Source organism: Ruegeria sp. CDSC081 (genome assembly GCF_059610485.1).
The window spans coordinates 260238-277093 of the sequence record NZ_JBXWNS010000005.1; the positions used below are offsets into that span (position 1 = coordinate 260238).

18 protein-coding genes are annotated in these 16856 nt (G+C 57.1%); 12 read left to right on the top strand and 6 right to left on the bottom strand.

Annotated features, from left to right (window positions below):
* Positions 1-119: 119 nt before the first annotated feature.
* The 11 genes from sucC to lpdA all read left to right on the top strand — a co-directional run bounded on the left by sucC (position 120) and on the right by lpdA (position 11404).
* Positions 120-1313 carry an ADP-forming succinate--CoA ligase subunit beta gene (sucC, locus tag AC2FH9_RS11150; protein ID WP_496696438.1) on the top strand — a complete coding sequence of 398 codons (1194 nt, stop codon included), beginning with the start codon at positions 120-122 and terminating at the stop codon, positions 1311-1313.
* 214 nt (positions 1314-1527) lie between these two features.
* Entirely contained in the window at positions 1528-1776 is a 249-nt protein-coding gene (locus AC2FH9_RS11155) for a hypothetical protein (protein ID WP_142635474.1), read from the top strand.
* Between the two features lie 72 nt (positions 1777-1848).
* Positions 1849-2730 (top strand): succinate--CoA ligase subunit alpha, encoded by an 882-nt coding sequence (gene sucD / locus AC2FH9_RS11160; RefSeq protein WP_109312903.1) that lies wholly within the window; start codon positions 1849-1851, stop codon positions 2728-2730.
* Between the two features lie 100 nt (positions 2731-2830).
* Positions 2831-3430, top strand: coding sequence for a DUF805 domain-containing protein (locus tag AC2FH9_RS11165; RefSeq protein ID WP_496871548.1), 600 nt, complete (start codon positions 2831-2833; stop codon positions 3428-3430).
* Positions 3427-3969 carry a DUF805 domain-containing protein gene (locus AC2FH9_RS11170; RefSeq protein ID WP_496871550.1) on the top strand — a complete coding sequence of 181 codons (543 nt, stop codon included), beginning with the start codon at positions 3427-3429 and terminating at the stop codon, positions 3967-3969. Before AC2FH9_RS11165 ends, AC2FH9_RS11170 begins: the two co-directional genes overlap by 4 nt.
* A gap of 57 nt (positions 3970-4026) precedes the next feature.
* Positions 4027-4725, top strand: a complete 699-nt coding sequence (locus AC2FH9_RS11175; protein ID WP_282021642.1) for a sulfotransferase family 2 domain-containing protein — start codon at positions 4027-4029, stop codon at positions 4723-4725.
* A 37-nt stretch (positions 4726-4762) separates the two neighbouring features.
* Complete coding sequence (locus AC2FH9_RS11180) at positions 4763-7720, top strand: 2-oxoglutarate dehydrogenase E1 component (RefSeq protein ID WP_496871553.1); 2958 nt, start codon at positions 4763-4765, stop codon at positions 7718-7720.
* Positions 7721-7722: 2 nt separating this feature from the next.
* Positions 7723-9225 (top strand): 2-oxoglutarate dehydrogenase complex dihydrolipoyllysine-residue succinyltransferase, encoded by a 1503-nt coding sequence (gene odhB / locus AC2FH9_RS11185; RefSeq protein WP_496871554.1) that lies wholly within the window; start codon positions 7723-7725, stop codon positions 9223-9225.
* Positions 9226-9227: 2 nt separating this feature from the next.
* Positions 9228-9497: a hypothetical protein gene (locus AC2FH9_RS11190; RefSeq protein WP_496871556.1), complete on the top strand. Its 270-nt coding sequence runs from the start codon at positions 9228-9230 to the stop codon at positions 9495-9497.
* Between the two features lie 97 nt (positions 9498-9594).
* Positions 9595-9876: a hypothetical protein gene (locus AC2FH9_RS11195; RefSeq protein WP_496871557.1), complete on the top strand. Its 282-nt coding sequence runs from the start codon at positions 9595-9597 to the stop codon at positions 9874-9876.
* A gap of 139 nt (positions 9877-10015) precedes the next feature.
* Complete coding sequence (lpdA, locus tag AC2FH9_RS11200) at positions 10016-11404, top strand: dihydrolipoyl dehydrogenase (RefSeq protein ID WP_496871559.1); 1389 nt, start codon at positions 10016-10018, stop codon at positions 11402-11404.
* A gap of 17 nt (positions 11405-11421) precedes the next feature.
* On the opposite strand, the gene AC2FH9_RS11205 is transcribed toward lpdA, so the two are convergent.
* Positions 11422-12000, bottom strand: coding sequence for a TetR/AcrR family transcriptional regulator (locus AC2FH9_RS11205; RefSeq protein WP_496871561.1), 579 nt, complete (start codon positions 11998-12000; stop codon positions 11422-11424).
* 99 nt (positions 12001-12099) lie between these two features.
* Between AC2FH9_RS11205 and AC2FH9_RS11210 the strand changes: the two genes are divergently transcribed.
* Positions 12100-12693, top strand: a complete 594-nt coding sequence (locus AC2FH9_RS11210; RefSeq protein WP_142635456.1) for an NAD(P)H-dependent oxidoreductase — start codon at positions 12100-12102, stop codon at positions 12691-12693.
* Positions 12694-12795: 102 nt separating this feature from the next.
* Here AC2FH9_RS11210 and AC2FH9_RS11215 read toward each other — a convergent pair whose 3' ends face one another.
* From AC2FH9_RS11215 to AC2FH9_RS11235, 5 genes are all read right to left on the bottom strand, one after another.
* On the bottom strand, positions 12796-13848 hold the full coding sequence (locus AC2FH9_RS11215; RefSeq protein ID WP_271948450.1) for a sterol desaturase family protein: 1053 nt from the start codon (positions 13846-13848) through the stop codon (positions 12796-12798).
* A 91-nt stretch (positions 13849-13939) separates the two neighbouring features.
* The gene (locus tag AC2FH9_RS11220) at positions 13940-14545 is read right to left on the bottom strand and encodes a pyridoxamine 5'-phosphate oxidase family protein (RefSeq protein WP_496871563.1); all 606 of its coding nucleotides are present in this window, start codon (positions 14543-14545) and stop codon (positions 13940-13942) included.
* Positions 14532-15272: a lysophospholipid acyltransferase family protein gene (locus AC2FH9_RS11225; RefSeq protein ID WP_496693568.1), complete on the bottom strand. Its 741-nt coding sequence runs from the start codon at positions 15270-15272 to the stop codon at positions 14532-14534. Before AC2FH9_RS11225 ends, AC2FH9_RS11220 begins: the two co-directional genes overlap by 14 nt.
* Positions 15272-16174 carry a cell division protein FtsX gene (locus AC2FH9_RS11230; RefSeq protein ID WP_496700920.1) on the bottom strand — a complete coding sequence of 301 codons (903 nt, stop codon included), beginning with the start codon at positions 16172-16174 and terminating at the stop codon, positions 15272-15274. Before AC2FH9_RS11230 ends, AC2FH9_RS11225 begins: the two co-directional genes overlap by 1 nt.
* Positions 16171-16848, bottom strand: a complete 678-nt coding sequence (locus AC2FH9_RS11235) for a cell division ATP-binding protein FtsE (protein ID WP_142635446.1) — start codon at positions 16846-16848, stop codon at positions 16171-16173. Before AC2FH9_RS11235 ends, AC2FH9_RS11230 begins: the two co-directional genes overlap by 4 nt.
* Positions 16849-16856 lie beyond the last annotated feature (8 nt).

The window sequence follows — 16856 nt, forward strand, 5'->3', positions numbered from 1 at the left end:
GCTGTGATCACAAATAATGAAAATCTTCGTGAAAAACCTACTCAACATCAAAAAAGCCTTTAAACTTACCCCTTAGACACGCCTATATCGGTCAATCGTAGTCAGACGGGACAGTTTCGATGAACATTCACGAATATCAGGCCAAAGCGCTTCTTCGCAGCTATGGCGCCCCGGTTTCCGACGGTCGCGCGGTCCTGCGCGCCGAGGAAGCTAAAACCGCAGCCGGTGAGTTGGACGGACCTCTTTGGGTCGTCAAAGCGCAGATCCACGCGGGCGGCCGCGGCAAGGGGTCTTTCAAGGAATCCGATGCCGGGGAAAAAGGCGGCGTCCGTCTGACCAAATCGGTTGAAGAGGCCGCCGAGGAAGCCAAGAAGATGCTGGGGCGCACGTTGGTCACCCATCAAACCGGCCCCGCAGGCAAACAGGTCAACCGCATCTATATCGAAGCAGGGTCCGGCATCGAAACGGAATTGTACCTGGCCCTGTTGGTAGACCGCCAGACCAGCCGCATCTCATTCGTCTGCTCGACCGAAGGCGGCATGGATATCGAAGAGGTGGCCGCAGCCACGCCTGAGAAAATCTTGTCCTTCTCGGTTGACCCAGCCACCGGTTATCAGGCCTATCACGGCCGCCGCATCGCATTCTCACTGGGTCTGCAGGGCGCACAGGTCAAACAATGCGTCAAACTGATGAGCCAGCTCTATGCCGCCTTCGTCGAGAAGGACATGGAAATGCTGGAGATCAACCCGCTGATCGTCTCCGACAGCGGCGACCTCAAGGTGCTGGACGCCAAGGTCAGTTTTGACGGCAACGCGATGTATCGCCATCCGGATATTTCAGAACTGCGCGACACGACCGAGGAAGACCCCAAGGAACTGGAAGCCAGCAAATACGACCTGAACTACATCGCGCTGGATGGTGAGATCGGGTGCATGGTCAACGGCGCCGGTCTGGCGATGGCAACGATGGACATCATCAAGCTGTACGGGGCCGAGCCTGCCAACTTCCTCGACGTCGGCGGCGGTGCCACCAAAGAGAAAGTCACCGAGGCGTTCAAGATCATCACCTCTGACCCGCAGGTCAAAGGCATTCTGGTCAACATCTTCGGCGGCATCATGCGCTGTGACGTGATTGCTGAGGGCGTTGTGGCCGCGGTGAAAGAGGTCGGCCTGCAAGTTCCGCTGGTTGTGCGTCTGGAAGGCACCAATGTCGAGAAGGGCAAAGAGATCATCAACACCTCGGGCCTGGACGTGATCGCAGCGGACAACCTAAAAGACGGTGCCGAGAAGATCGTGAAGGCGGTTAAGGGGTAAATTCGTGGGTCTTTTCAGTAAGCCACTGTTGTTTGCAGGCGCACTGCTTAGCTTGGCCGCCTGTCAAACAACAACTGAGAGCACGTCGCCGTCGAACCCGCCAGAAATCAAGCGGTCATCAAACGCGGGTCCAGGCGCCAATCCGGTCTCGGCCGGACAAGCTACGGCGTATTTCCGCGCGCTGTGTGGTCAGGCAGAATTGGGACGCAGTGCTTTGGAAGACGCAGCGGCGGCAAATGGATTTGTCCAGAACTCGAAAACAACGACATACTTTCATCAGAAACAAGATCTTTCGGTCAAACTGACCGATACTGCCTGCTCAATTGTGTTTGTGTCCAACGAAAATCCATCAACGGTCAATGGGACTTTTAACGCTTTGCAAAGCGACTTGGGTCCGATCAGCATCCGGGACGTGGGTGTAATCGGCGGCGAACACTACTTCAGCGCACGGATCAAAGTTTGAATGGGCGTGAGCCTACAACCAATACCTTAAGGGTCACCTGACCCATCAATGGTAAAAATAGGAGAACGCCAAATGGCAGTCCTCATCGACGAAAATACCAAAGTGATCTGTCAGGGCTTTACCGGCTCGCAGGGCACATTCCACTCTGAACAGGCCATCGCCTATGGCACCAAGATGGTCGGCGGCGTGACCCCCGGCAAAGGCGGGATGACCCACCTTGACCTGCCCGTGTTCAACTCGGTCCACGAGGCCAAGCACGTGACCGAAGCCAACGCATCGGTGATCTATGTGCCGCCGCCGTTTGCGGCGGACTCGATCCTCGAAGCGATTGATGCCGAGATGGAAGTGATCGTCTGCATCACCGAAGGCATCCCGGTTCTGGACATGATGAAGGTCAAGCGCGCTCTGGAAGGCTCAAGCTCGCGCCTGATCGGTCCGAACTGCCCCGGTGTGATCACGCCTGACGCCTGCAAGATCGGCATCATGCCCGGCCACATCCACAAGCGCGGCTCGGTCGGCGTTGTGTCGCGGTCTGGCACCCTGACCTATGAGGCCGTCAAGCAGACCACTGATGTGGGTCTGGGCCAGTCCACCTGTGTGGGCATCGGCGGCGACCCGATCAAAGGCACCGAGCATATCGACGTTCTGGAATGGTTCTTGGCGGATGATGAAACCCACTCGATCATCATGATCGGTGAGATCGGTGGCTCGGCCGAAGAAGAAGCCGCGCAGTTCCTGGCGGATGAGGCCAAGAAGGGCCGCTCGAAACCCACCGCTGGTTTTATCGCGGGTCGCACGGCTCCTCCGGGCCGCCGCATGGGCCACGCAGGCGCGATCGTCGCCGGCGGCAAAGGTGGTGCCGAGGACAAGATCGAAGCCATGCGCTCAGCCGGTATCGTCGTGGCCGAAAGCCCGGCGCAGCTGGGTGAGGCTGTGCTGGAAGCGATTGGGTAAGTGACCGAGGGCCGGGCATATGCTCTGAGAGCTAAGCTCGGTAGTCAGGGTGGACGGCTGGCGTCCGCCCTGTTTGAAACAGTGATGCGCCCCGGGAAGTATGATGACGATTATTGAAGCCACACGTACATGCTTCTCAAAGTACTTTGTTTTCTCGGGAAGAGCCTCTCGGCCCGAATTCTGGAAATTTGTACTGTTCATGCTGCTTGCATCGGTCGTAGTCACAATTCTGAATTCTGTGCTTTTCGGACCAACCGTAACCCAGAGTTTTAAGGTGTCAGTCAACTCGCAAGGCGAACAGACACAAGGCTTGGTAACACATTACTCCTATGACGGCGGGTGGATGGGGCTTGCTCTACAACTCTTGACAGCAATACCTCTTCTTTCTGCGGCTTGGCGGCGAATGCACGACATTGGCCGCCCGGGTTGGCACGTACTCTTGCCGATTCCTGCGTTCGCTCTTTCGGCTTTGATTATCTTTCTAACATCGCAACCAGTCGCAATTGATCTCAGTGCAATTCCGGCAGAGTTCGACATAGCGGAAACGGTGAGGCTGCCGCAAAGCGGCGCGATGTTTATGATTGCCTGGCTCATCGCTGTTATTAGTGTGATTTGCGTGATCGTTTGGTTGGCGCGGCAATCAGAGCAAAACCGAAATCGATTTGATCCAATAGTGAACGATGGAGAGGTCGCACCATGACCTTCTCCGACGCCATCCGCACCTGTTTCTCCAAGTTCTTCACCTTCTCGGGTCGTGCCTCGCGGCCTGAATACTGGTTCTTTTTCCTGTTCATCCTGATCTGGAGCATCATCGCCGGGATCATCGACGCGCAGTTCTTCACGCAAGTCGCTGTGACTGAAACCGAGACGTCCAGATCCGTGTCCGTCACGTCTTCGCAGCCTGTGCAGGGTATTGTTGGTCTAATCGTGTTCTTCCCGCATCTGGCCGTCGCATGGCGGCGGATGCATGATACCGGGCGCAGCGGGCTGTATGCGCTGCTGCCAATCCTGCTGTTCTTTGGCGCCGGGGCCGTACTGGTCTTTGGCATCGGTCTCGCCTCGCATTTCCAGCATGGTGGCAATCTGGACATCCTGTTCACCCGCGCCACACTGCTGATCGTCGTTCCTACATTTATAGTCCTGTTTGTTTCTCCCCTTCTGGTGCTGTGGTGGCTGGCCCGACCCAGCCAGCCTGGCACCAACCAATACGGTCCCAATCCTTCAGAGGTCCCTCAATGAACCTGCTGAGCGTAAACTCTCTACAAGCGGCCCCTGTAGCCAGAGGGGCCATCTGACATGGTTTTGGTTTGCCATGAGCATAAGTTTGTCTACCTCAAGACGACAAAGACAGCGGGAACCTCTACCGAGATAGCGCTTCAGCCTTTATGCGAAGAACCCGGTCTTCCGCGGCTTGAAAATGGGCAAATCCGCGTATCGAAATACGGTATTGTCGGTGCTCGTGGGAAAACTGCAAGTTTGGTCCGGCCAAAATGGCAGTTCTGGCGCAAATACGCATGGCGCAACCATATGCCTGCGAAACAGGTTCGAGCCAATCTTGGGGCAAAGACCTTTGATTCCTATACAAAGATCGCCAACGTACGAAATCCATTCGATCGTGCTGTATCCGACTACCACTTTCGGAAACATCAGCAAGGATTGCCCTCGGAAGACCCGCAGACCGAAATTGCTCAGTTCAAAGAGTTCATCCGGTCAAAGGCCTGGGGCAATAACTGGGACATAGTCTCGATCAACAACAAGCTGATCGTGGACAAGTTCGTCCGCAAGGAAAACCTGCAGTCAGATCTGAAAGAGATTTATCGATCCTTTGGGTTGCCGGAAGACAGCTTTGAATTGCCGCACGAGAAGTCGATGGCCGAACGCCGAAAAGGCATTCCGGTGCCCGATTATTTCGACGCAGATACGATAGATATCGTTCGACGAAGAATGACCTGGATATTCGAGGCCGGAAACTACCCCGAAGATCCGCAAGACTAAACCATACCAAACCCGAAATCGCATTTGAGGTCCTACAATGACCGAACATACGCCCAACTCTGCCTTCCACGCCTCAAGCTTTATGCAGGGGCATAACGCCGAATATCTGGAGCAGCTCTACGCCCAGTATTCCAAGAACCCCGGCGCGGTGGATGCCGCCTGGGCCGAGTTCTTCAAGGCCATGGGCGACGCCTCGCCTGATGTCCAGCGCGAGGCCGAGGGGCCTTCGTGGGCGCGGTCCGACTGGCCGCCGATGCCGACGGATGATCTGACCGGTGCGTTGACTGGCGAATGGGCCGAGATCGACGCCAAGGCGGCGGGTAAGAAGATCAAGGAAAAAGCCGCCGACAAAGGCGTTGCCGTCAGCGAAGACCAGATTAAGCGCGCAGTTCTGGACAGTCTGCGGGCGCTGATGCTGATCCGGGCCTATCGTATTCGGGGTCATCTGGCCGCCGATCTGGACCCGTTGGGCATGCGGGCTGCCAGCACGCATCCGGAATTGGACCCCAAAACTTATGGGTTTACCGATGCCGATATGGATCGCCCGATCTTTATCGACAACGTGCTGGGCCTGCAGATGGCCAGCATGCGCCAGATCGTCGAGATCGTGAAACGCACCTATTGCGGCACCTTCGCGCTGCAATACATGCATATTTCGAACCCGGAAGAGGCTGCCTGGCTGAAGGAACGGATCGAAGGCTATGGCAAGGAAATCGCGTTCACCAAAGAGGGCCGCAAGGCCATCCTGAACAAGATGGTCGAGGCCGAAGGGTTCGAAAAGTTCCTGCACGTGAAATACATGGGCACCAAGCGCTTTGGTCTGGACGGCGGCGAAGCACTGATCCCCGCGATGGAACAGATCATCAAACGCGGCGGGGCCCTAGGCCTGAGCGATATTGTCATCGGCATGCCACACCGCGGACGTCTGAACATTCTAGCGAATGTAATGGCCAAGCCATACCGCGCCATCTTTAACGAATTCCAGGGGGGCAGCTTCAAGCCTGAGGACGTGGATGGCTCGGGCGATGTAAAATACCACCTGGGCGCCTCAAGCGACCGCGAATTTGACGGCAACAGCGTACACCTGTCATTGACCGCTAACCCAAGCCACCTTGAGGCGGTGAACCCTGTTGTTCTGGGCAAGGTCCGCGCCAAGCAGGATCAGTTGAACGACACCGACCGGACCAGAGTCATGGCCATTCTACTGCATGGCGATGCGGCCTTTGCCGGTCAGGGTGTCGTTGCCGAAGGATTCGGCCTGTCCGGCCTGCGCGGTCACAGGACCGGCGGCACCATGCATATCGTGGTGAACAACCAGATCGGCTTTACCACTGCACCGCATTTCTCGCGCTCCAGCCCTTATCCCACGGATATCGCACTGATGGTTGAAGCCCCGATCTTCCACGTGAATGGCGACGACCCCGAGGCGGTGGTACACGCAGCCAAGGTTGCGACCGAGTTTCGCCAGAAGTTCCACAAGGACGTGGTTCTGGATATATTCTGCTATCGCCGGTTCGGGCATAACGAGGGCGACGAGCCCATGTTCACCAACCCGATCATGTACAAGAAGATCAAGACCCATAAGACCACGCTGTCACTGTACACGGAGCGGCTGGTCAAGGACGGGTTGATCCCCGAAGGCGAGATCGAAGATATGAAAGCCGCCTTTCAGGCCCATCTGAATGATGAGTTCGAAGCCGGCAAAGACTATAAGCCCAACAAGGCCGACTGGCTGGACGGGCGTTGGGCGCATCTGGATAAGAACAAAGACGAATATGTTCGCGGCGATACTGCGATTGCACCAGAAACCCTGGCCGAGGTTGGCGCATCGCTAACCCGGGCCCCCGAGGGATTTGCACTCCATAAAACTGTCGGCCGCCTGCTGGACCACAAAAAGCAAATGTTCGAAACCGGCAAAGGCTTTGACTGGGCCACGGGTGAGGCGCTTGCCTTTGGATCATTGCTGACCGAAGGCTATCCAGTTCGCCTGTCGGGACAGGACGCGACGCGCGGTACGTTCAGCCAGCGCCATTCCGGCTTTATCAATCAGGAAACTGAAGAGCGGTACTATCCACTGAACAACATCCGGGCTGGTCAATCACAATATGAGGTGATCGACTCGATGCTGTCGGAATACGCGGTTCTGGGCTTTGAATACGGCTTTTCCCTGGCTGAACCCAACGCTCTGACCCTGTGGGAGGCGCAGTTCGGCGATTTCGCCAACGGTGCGCAGATCATGTTCGATCAGTTCATCAGCTCGGGCGAAAGCAAATGGCTGCGCATGTCCGGTCTGGTGACCCTGCTGCCGCACGGGTTCGAAGGGCAAGGGCCTGAACACTCGTCCTCGCGTCTGGAACGCTTTCTGCAGATGTGTGGTCAGGACAACTGGATCGTAGCCAACTGCACGACGCCTGCGAACTACTTCCACATCCTGCGCCGTCAGCTGCACAGAACCTTCCGCAAGCCTCTGATCCTGGTGACACCGAAATCTCTGCTGCGCCACAAGCTGGCGATCAGCACGGCCGAGGATTTCACCACCGGCTCCAGCTTCCACCGGGTGCTGTGGGACGACGCGCAAAAGGGTAACTCGGACACAACCCTGGTCAAGGATGACAAAATCAAACGGGTCGTGATGTGTTCCGGCAAGGTCTATTTCGACCTGCTGGAAGAGCGTGACGCGCGCGGCATCGACGATGTCTATCTGATGCGGATCGAACAGTACTATCCGTTCCCCGCGCATTCGCTGATCAATGAACTGGAACGGTTCAAGGGAGCCGAAATCATCTGGTGTCAGGAAGAGCCCAAGAACCAGGGTGCATGGTCTTTTATCGAACCCAATATCGAATGGGTCCTGACCCGGATCGGCGCCAAACATACCCGCCCGGTCTATGTCGGCCGCGCCACCTCGGCCTCACCTGCGACAGGTCTGGCCAGCCAACATAAAGCCCAACAAGAAGCGCTGGTGAACGAAGCGCTGAGCATTGAAGGAAAGTAATGATGTCCATTGAAGTTCGTGTTCCCACGCTGGGCGAATCCGTTACCGAAGCCACCGTTGCCACCTGGTTCAAGAAACCCGGTGATGCAGTCGCGGTCGATGAAATGCTGTGCGAGCTTGAAACCGACAAGGTCACGGTCGAGGTCCCCTCGCCCGCCGCTGGCGTGATGGGTGAGGTTGTCGCCGCCGAAGGCGAAACCGTTGGTGTTGATGCCCTGCTGGCGACAATCGTCGCCGGAGAAGGTGCCGCCCCGGCCCCAGCCGCCGCACCTGCGCCTGCCGCAGCACCGGCAGCCTCGGGCGGCAGCATTGATGTGATGGTGCCCACGCTGGGCGAATCCGTGACCGAAGCGACGGTCTCGACCTGGTTCAAACAGGTCGGCGACAGCGTCGCTCAGGACGAGATGCTGTGTGAGCTGGAGACCGACAAGGTCTCGGTTGAGGTTCCCGCCCCTGTGGCGGGTGTTCTGGCAGAAATCGTTGCCCCTGAAGGCGCAACTGTAGATGCCGCAGCCAAGCTGGCGGTGATCTCGGGTTCAGCAGCAGGGGCAGTAGCCACTCCGGCAGCGGCAGCACCTGCAGCGGGCAGCAGCGATGGTGGTGGCAAAGACATAGCCAACGCGCCTTCGGCTGAGAAAGCCATGGCCCAGGCTGGCCTGTCCGCCGATCAGGTCACGGGAACCGGACGCGACGGACGTATCATGAAGGAAGATGTGGCCAAGGCAGTCGCGGCCCCAGCGCCCGCTGTTGCGGCACCCGCACCTGCGACCCAGGCACCACGCGCACCCGTTGCCGCACAGGATGCCAGCCGCGAGGAACGTGTGCGCATGACACGCCTGCGCCAGACCATCGCCAAACGCCTGAAAGACAGCCAGAACACCGCCGCCATGCTGACCACCTATAATGAGGTGGACATGACCGAGGTGATGGCCCTGCGCAACCAGTACAAAGACCAGTTCGAGAAGAAGCACGGCGTCCGTCTGGGCTTTATGTCCTTCTTCACCAAGGCCTGCTGTCATGCACTGAAAGAAGTGCCCGAAGTGAATGCCGAGATTGATGGCACCGACATTGTCTATAAGAACTTTGTGCATATGGGTGTCGCCGCAGGCACGCCGACCGGTCTTGTTGTTCCGGTCATCCGTGATGCGGATTCGATGTCATTTGCCGCGATCGAAAAGGCCATCGCCGAAAAGGGCAGGCGCGCCCGTGACGGCAAGCTGAGCATGGAAGAGATGCAGGGCGGCACCTTCACCATTTCGAACGGCGGCGTCTATGGCTCGCTGATGTCCTCGCCGATCCTGAACCCGCCGCAGTCGGGTATTCTTGGTATGCACAAGATTCAGGACCGTCCGATGGCCATCAACGGAGAGGTCAAGATCCGCCCGATGATGTATCTGGCTCTGTCCTATGACCACCGGATCGTGGACGGCAAAGGTGCTGTGACCTTCCTAGTGCGCGTGAAAGAGGCGCTAGAAGACCCACGTCGTCTGCTGATGGATCTATAACCATGGCAACTCATGTTCTCTGGCAGGCTGACGTTGCCGATTTCGATGTCTGGTTAAAGGTGTTTCGCGAAGACAAGCCAATGCGGGAGGCCGCGGGTATCCGCGACCTCCACATCTGGAAAGACCCCGATCAGCGTGATCATGCGGTTGCGATGTTCGAAGTAAGGGATCTGACCCGGGCACGCGAGTTCTTTGACTCGGAAGAATTGGCCATGCACCACGAGCGGGGCGGTGTGGCGCATATCCAGGTTAAGGTATTGGAGCCCGTTTGAAATAGACTACGTCGCCCCTGTCCGGGCGACGTAATATGATCTTTGCCCAACTGTCATGGGCTCTTTGGTTACCGAAGCAACTGGCTAAAATTACTCTATGGAAAAACTCTCGAACCTGCTTGGAATTATAGAGAAGATCGTGATTATTCTTGTGGCGATTGCCGCATTATTCCCAATGTACCAATGGATAGCCGAAACTGACATGCGCGTACTTCAGCGCACTACTGAGGTCATAAAAGCTTTAGAGTACTGCGAAGAGTTCAGAGAGCAATCGTCCCACGGGGATATGAACCTAACTGAGATCGACTTTAGAGAAGAAGTTTGCAGCGTGATCTACACCCAGATGGAATCGTGGTACCGAGATGTTTTCGGGAGCTAACGTGTATCAATTTGCAAGACGCCGTTCCGAACGGGTAGAAAGCTTAGCGCCAAAAACAGCCTCGCCCCGCTCAAGAACTTAGGCGATAAACAAAAATACTGACTTGGGAACAGAGTCGGTTTTCGGAAGGAAAAAACCCATGTCTCAATATGACGTCATCGTAATCGGAGCAGGCCCCGGCGGCTATGTCTGCGCCATCCGCTGCGCGCAGCTGGGGTTGAAAACCGCCGTGGTCGAAGGGCGTGAGACGCTGGGCGGCACCTGCCTCAACGTGGGCTGCATTCCGTCCAAGGCGTTGCTGCATGCCAGCCATCAGCTGCACGAGGCCGAGCATAACTTTGCCAAGATGGGCCTCAAGGGCAAAAGCCCTTCGGTCGATTGGAAGCAGATGCAGGCCTATAAGGACGAAGTCATTGACGGCAACACCAAGGGCATCGAATTCCTGTTCAAGAAGAACAAGATCGACTGGCTGAAAGGCTGGGGTTCGATCCCGGCCGCTGGGCAGGTCAAGGTGGGTGACGAGGTGCATGAAGCCAAGAACATCATCATCGCGTCCGGGTCCGAGCCATCCGCACTGCCCGGTGTCGAAGTGGACGAAAAGGTTGTCGTGACCTCGACCGGTGCGTTGGCGCTGGGAAAAATCCCGAAAAAGATGGTCGTCATCGGCGCAGGTGTGATCGGGCTTGAACTGGGCTCGGTCTACAGCCGTCTGGGTTCCGAAGTCACGGTGATCGAATTCCTCAAGGAAATCACCCCGGGCATGGACCCTGAGGTTCAGAAAACCTTCCAGCGCATCCTCAAGAAACAGGGCCTGAACTTTGTCATGGGTGCTGCGGTGCAAAAGACCGAAGCCACCAAGACCAAGGCCAAGGTGACTTATAAGCTGCTGAAGGATGACAGCGAGCATGTGATTGACGCCGATACCGTCCTTGTCGCTACTGGGCGCAAACCGTTCTCGGATGGTTTGGGGCTGGACGCTTTGGGTGTTGAAATGACACCCCGCGGTCAGATCAAGGTAGGCGCCGATTGGCAGACTAACGTGCCGGGCGTCTATGCCATCGGCGACGTGACTGAAGGCCCGATGCTGGCGCATAAGGCCGAAGACGAGGGCATGGCCGCCGCCGAACAGGTTGCGGGCAAGCATGGGCATGTGAACTATGGCGTCATTCCGGGCGTGATCTACACCTGGCCCGAGGTCGCCAATGTCGGCGAGACCGAGGCGACGCTCAAAGAACAGGGCCGTGCCTATAAGGTCGGAAAGTTCATGTTCATGGGCAATGGCCGCGCCAAGGCGAACTTTGCCTCGGATGGTTTCGTCAAGATTCTGGCAGACAAGGAAACCGACCGCATTCTGGGCGCGCATATCATTGGCCCGGCTGCGGGTGATTTGATTCACGAGGTCTGCGTGGCGATGGAATTCGGCGCCTCGGCCGAAGATCTAGCGCTAACCTGTCACGCACATCCGACATATTCCGAAGCGGTGCGTGAGGCGGCCCTGGCCTGCGGTGACGGGCCAATTCACAGCTAACAAAAGGACCCAGGTGACTAGGTCGCCGGGGTCAACCATGCATCCAGATAGACCCTCAACCGGTCGGTAAAACCGGTCGAGGCGTGCAAGGCGCAGAACTTCAGGGACATGGCCTGAATGGCAAAGGCCTGAACACCTTCGGCCAACAGCTCGGTCGGAATGTCCTGTCGGACATCCGCAGCGTCAAGCCACATCATCACCACACGAAAGTAGCGCTCAAAGCAATATGCGATCGGTCCGATATCGGCGATAGCCGTCGCCCCCGAATATCTTATCAACAAGTCAAAGACATACCGTTCGGATGTCATGAAGCAGTGAACCGGCTGCAGGGCGGTCATGATATCATTCACCGATTTGGGCGCGGTCCCAGCCTCGGCCTGATCGAGGCAGGCATTCAGCCGATCTGCGATCAGAAGCTCCATCAAGGCATCCTTGTCGCGAAAATGCGCGAAGAACGTCCCTTTGGCGACGCCCGCGCTCTGGACGACCTCTTCTACCCTCAGCGCCTCGTATCCGCTGTTTTCAATGAGCGCCTCGGCAGCCGCCAAAAGCCGGGCCCGAGTTTTGAGAGTTCGTTTCTGGGGTGGTTTTTGCATATTGTTAGCTCGCATGTTTTTTGACCATGGTCAAATTTTTATTGACCGCGGTCACTTTTAGATTCTATAAGTGACCATGGTCATTTTTAGGAGAGCCCCATGCAACCGAAGAAAATACTCGTCCTCGACGGACACCCCGCCGATAGCAGCCTGTCGCGGACCTTTGCCGAAACTTATGCCGACGCCGCCCGAGGCAAGGGACATGACGTGCGTCTGGTTCATCTGAGTGAGATGCAATTCGACTTTGATTTTGGTCAGGGCAATTATCACGATTTCAAACCGCTAGAACCGGTTCTTGAGCAGGTATTGCAAGATTTCGAATGGAGCGAGCACCTGGTCTTGACCACGCCAATGTGGTGGGGCGGATTGCCCGCAAAGCTCAAAGGTCTGATCGACAGGATGTTCATCCCCGGACGCACCTTTGACACGCGAAACACCACCAAGATTGGATTGCCCGCCCCGATGCTGAGCGGACGCACCGCGCGCGTCATTCTGACATCAGATACGCCGGGTTGGTTCATGCGCCTGATCTATCGCCAGGCCCTGATCCGCCAGGTACGCGATCAGATTTTGGGATTTGTTGGCTTCAAGCCGACCCGGTTCACCTATTTTGCCGGGGCAAGTTATCCCAAACCGGGTCACGTGGACCGCTGGGTCAGCAAGATCGCCAAGATCGGAGCCGCCGCGGCTTGAGGGCGTTTGCGTCACTATGCCCAGCCGAAACCACCGCCAAGGTGTTGGCGGACACAGGCGATTAGCAGATCACGTCAGGCCGGCAACCACCGCAGATGCTCGCTATTTGACCGAATGGCGACTGGCGGCATCTGCATCGGGCGCTTGGTAAGACGATGGCCGCCGTTTCTTGTTCAGAATACGCCACGCATCTCTGAACGGCAGGAAATAGAGCTTCATGCAGGTGTCCATCTCGTGACCCTTGTCCTTCTCGGTCACGCCGAATTTCACGTCCCTGTTATCCTCGGGCATGATGTAGGTGCCGAACAACACATCCCAGAACGGAAACATGAAGGCGAAGTTTTTGTCCAGATGGTCCGGGTGGCAACTGTGATGCACGTGGTGATGCGCAGGCGAGGGAAAAACTTTCGACCACACACCCGGCCAACGCAACCAGATATGGGAATGTCGCAGATTATAGCCTCCGACATTGAACAAGAACATCAGCACCGGCACGCCCAGCAATGCCGGCATGTTCGGCTGGTACCCTAACAGTCGAAACGCAAACCCGGTTACTGCGCCGGCACCAAACCCAATCGCAACATTGTAGAGGATATTGTCTATCGGATGTTCGCGAAAATTCGACAACGGGTGCATCACCTCGGCGCTGTGATGAACTTTGTGAAATTGCCACAACAGCGGGACCTTGTGCTGCAGGTAATGGGCTGCGTAGCCGATGAAATCCATAATCAGGAATAGAATGAGCATGTAGGTGAAGGTAGCCAAAGCCCCCAACCAGCCAACCAAGGGCTCTGCCCGGGGTGAGTTATTGGGGTCAAGCCCACCGCTTGCCCATTGATAGGACAAGGCGGCTGATCCGGCCAGCAGACCCAATATCAGGAAATGCCCGATCAGTTTGTGGAAAAAGAAATAGCGGATATCGAGCCATGCCGAAGGGTGATCCCAGACCTTGCGGGGAAACAGAAACCCGAGAAAGCTACTCTCTCCGTCGACATGTGACGCGTTTCTGCGCTTCACGGCATAGATGGCGAAGGCAATCAGCAGAGAACTGCCGACATAGACATAGAAAATCCGGTTCGTGGGATCCAAAGGAGACGTAAACACATAGCGGGCGTGGTTCAGGAAAGAATCCCAAACTGAACTAAGCTGCTCCATTGACGGCTCCTGTATTCTGTATTTGCCTCACGGTTATCTACTTACTTACCCGTGTGACGATTCTTTGACCAAACCTTGATAAGTAAACAGGCTACCACATCGTTTTTGCGGCGCGTTGCCCCCAGGCCTCATCATATTGCGTGCCACCTTCCTCGCCGTCTGACGCTTCGGCCAGGATTTCACCTATTGTCGGCAATATGGCGGCTTCGTCCCCGCTGCTCCAAGTCCGCGCACGCATCAGCGCACGGGCACACTGAGTGTAGACCTCGGTAATGTCGATGACGATCACGGTGGCCGGAAGCCTGCCTTGTTTTTCGAACCGGGTTCGAAGGTCTTGGTCCGCCGTCAGTCGGGCCGACCCGTTGACGCGCACAACATTGTTCGACCCGGGGACCATGAACATCAAGGACACACGCGGATCGCGCACGATATTGCGCAAGCTGTCCAGCCGGTTGTTTCCGCGCCAGTCGGGCATCGCCAATGTCTTTGGATCCAGTTCCAGAACCACCGGACCATCATCGCCACGTGGGCTGCCATCGACCCCTTCGGGCCCAACCGTACTGAGTACGCATAGCCGCGAAGCCATGACCCATTGCCGGTACAGAGGCGTCAACTGGTGCGCTACTCTACGCAATGATGGGGCGCCCGGTGCGCCGTAATGCCCCTCAAGCGTTTCGATATCGTCAATGAACTGCATCAGGATCAAACCCCACTTCTGTCATCAAAGCGTTCGAGCGCGTCTCGATCACATCTTCCAATCGGTCCAGAAAGCGCGCACGTTCGACGCCAGGTTCTATCGGATCAAGGAAGTCGACGATCGCAAGGCCGGGTTTGCGCATCACGCCGCTGCGGGGCCAGAACACTCCGGCATTTGTTGCAACAGGTACGCAAGGGATTCCCAAGCCTTCGTACAGGACGGCAGTTCCAACCTTATACGGTTTGTGAACGCCGGGCGCGACACGGGTGCCCTGCGGATAGATCACCAACTGGCCAGGTTCTGTAAATTCCTTCGCCACATCCTGGACCATCTTGGCCACAGCGGCGCCCTTCTTGCCGCGATTGACCGGGATGCACCCTAGGCGGCTTGCGTAAAGCCCAATGACTGGCGTCCACAGCAATTCGCGCTTCATAATGAACTTGCCATGAGGAATCGCGCTAAAGATCATGATGATATCGAGGAAAGACTGGTGTTTGGCCCCGATGACCACCTCGTCCACTGGCACAGTCCCGCGAATTTCGCATCGAATACCAACCATCCAACGCGCCAGCCACATGGTTGTGCGCGCATAGGTCTTGCATGCATGCAGCGCTCCGCGCTTTGCAAACATGGCGTAAGGAGCAAACACGAGGCCAAGGACCAGCATCCACATGTAGATCACGATCATGAAGACCAGTGAGCGGATCCATTGAATTGGAGTGGCCATTACGAAAGCTCCTTCAATTTGCGGTTTGCCGCAGTCCATGTGGCTAGAAAGGCCACCGCAGCACCCAGTACCGGGATGAGGGCTGGCAACAGCCACCCTGCCCCCTGAAAGCCCAGGCCCGTCAGAAAGCCGCCCTCGTCCGACGATGCCTCGGGCAGCAACAACACACCTGTCATTCCGAACAGCACACCAACCATCGCGCCAAAAAATGCGCGGTAGGTGAAGCGGCGAACAAACGCATTGGCAATAAATCGATCCCGGGCCCCGACAAGACGCAGCACCTCGATAATCTGCGCGTTGGCTGCCAGCGACGCATTGGCCGCCAATGTGATCATGGCGGCGGTCGCTCCGCCAATCAGAAGGATTGAGACCCAGCCAAGCCTCCGGAGCGAGCGGGCCGCATCAACCAAAGGTTCGCGCCAGCGCGAGTGGTCGTCCAGAACGGCTCCGGGCACCTCGGCTCCAAGACGCAGGCGCAATCCTGCTGCATCCAGACCTGGCTCACCTTCGACAATTTCGATCAGCTGCGGCACGGGCAGCGTGTCCAGTGGCAAATCCGGGCCAAACCAGGGCGACAACAGCGCAATCTGCTCCTCGATGGTCAACGCCCGGGCAGAGGCGACACCGGGTGTTTGCGACAACACCGTCAGCGCGGTTTCAGTCTGGGCGGCCATCTGGTCGGCCGGGGCATTGATCCGCACCGTGGCAGCGCCGGCAAGTTCGCTTGCCCAGCGGTCTGCCACTCGCCCCGACGCCAATGACAGAGCCAGCGCGAACACCGCAAGAAAGCCCATCGCACCGGACACGAACAGTGTGAGATGTGCAGTATAGCCAGTGGGCGGAACAACTCGATCGGCACGACCATCACGTTTCAACAGGTTGCGGAAGGTTTCCATGTTCATAGATCCGCCCCCGCCAGTTGAATTTGGCGCTGCGAGATGCGCAAAACACGCGCCTGCACCTGGCTTTTCGCCGCACGGATCAGGCTAAGATCATGGGTCGCAATCAAGACTGTCTTGCCCATCTTGTTCAATTCGACCAGCAGGCGCAAAAGGCGCTGAGACATTTCCCAATCCACATTGCCCGTAGGCTCATCGGCCAGCACGACATCCGGCGACAGCATCACCGCACGGGCCAGCGCCGCACGCTGGCGTTCACCGCCTGACAGCTCTGGTGGCAGCGCGTCAAGACGCGCACCCAGCCCGACCCAGTTTAACAGATCTGACAGATCTGTTTGCTCGGCAATTTCCGCCTTACCGGATACCATCAACGGCAAAGCGACATTCTCGGCCAAAGTCATGTGATCCAGAAACCGGCAATCCTGATGCACCACACCTATCCGGCGGCGCATCAGGGCCATCTGATCGCGGTTAAGGCGGGCGATATCCTGATCGAACACGCTCAGCCTTCCCGATGTGGGCAGCAATGCGCCATAGCAGAGCTTTAGCAGGGTTGTTTTGCCAGCACCGGACGGCCCGGTCAGGAAATGAAACGACCCCGGTTGAAGCTTAAGCGATACGTCGCTCAGCAATTCACCTCCACCATAGGTGTAGCTGACATGGTCCAGCTCGATCACGGGGGCCC

Excerpts from the sequence above, each read along its gene's own strand:
- sucC (WP_496696438.1), top strand. The coding sequence starts at position 120 with ATGAACATTCACGAATATCAGGCCAAAGCGCTTCTTCGCAGCTATGGC.
- sucD (WP_109312903.1), top strand. The coding sequence starts at position 1,849 with ATGGCAGTCCTCATCGACGAAAATACCAAAGTGATCTGTCAGGGCTTT.
- AC2FH9_RS11165 (WP_496871548.1), top strand. The coding sequence starts at position 2,831 with ATGATGACGATTATTGAAGCCACACGTACATGCTTCTCAAAGTACTTT.
- AC2FH9_RS11170 (WP_496871550.1), top strand. The coding sequence starts at position 3,427 with ATGACCTTCTCCGACGCCATCCGCACCTGTTTCTCCAAGTTCTTCACC.
- AC2FH9_RS11175 (WP_282021642.1), top strand. The coding sequence starts at position 4,027 with ATGGTTTTGGTTTGCCATGAGCATAAGTTTGTCTACCTCAAGACGACA.
- AC2FH9_RS11180 (WP_496871553.1), top strand. The coding sequence starts at position 4,763 with ATGACCGAACATACGCCCAACTCTGCCTTCCACGCCTCAAGCTTTATG.
- odhB (WP_496871554.1), top strand. The coding sequence starts at position 7,723 with ATGTCCATTGAAGTTCGTGTTCCCACGCTGGGCGAATCCGTTACCGAA.
- AC2FH9_RS11190 (WP_496871556.1), top strand. The coding sequence starts at position 9,228 with ATGGCAACTCATGTTCTCTGGCAGGCTGACGTTGCCGATTTCGATGTC.
- AC2FH9_RS11195 (WP_496871557.1), top strand. The coding sequence starts at position 9,595 with ATGGAAAAACTCTCGAACCTGCTTGGAATTATAGAGAAGATCGTGATT.
- lpdA (WP_496871559.1), top strand. The coding sequence starts at position 10,016 with ATGTCTCAATATGACGTCATCGTAATCGGAGCAGGCCCCGGCGGCTAT.
- AC2FH9_RS11205 (WP_496871561.1), bottom strand. The coding sequence starts at position 12,000 with ATGCAAAAACCACCCCAGAAACGAACTCTCAAAACTCGGGCCCGGCTT.
- AC2FH9_RS11210 (WP_142635456.1), top strand. The coding sequence starts at position 12,100 with ATGCAACCGAAGAAAATACTCGTCCTCGACGGACACCCCGCCGATAGC.
- AC2FH9_RS11215 (WP_271948450.1), bottom strand. The coding sequence starts at position 13,848 with ATGGAGCAGCTTAGTTCAGTTTGGGATTCTTTCCTGAACCACGCCCGC.
- AC2FH9_RS11220 (WP_496871563.1), bottom strand. The coding sequence starts at position 14,545 with ATGCAGTTCATTGACGATATCGAAACGCTTGAGGGGCATTACGGCGCA.
- AC2FH9_RS11225 (WP_496693568.1), bottom strand. The coding sequence starts at position 15,272 with ATGGCCACTCCAATTCAATGGATCCGCTCACTGGTCTTCATGATCGTG.
- AC2FH9_RS11230 (WP_496700920.1), bottom strand. The coding sequence starts at position 16,174 with ATGAACATGGAAACCTTCCGCAACCTGTTGAAACGTGATGGTCGTGCC.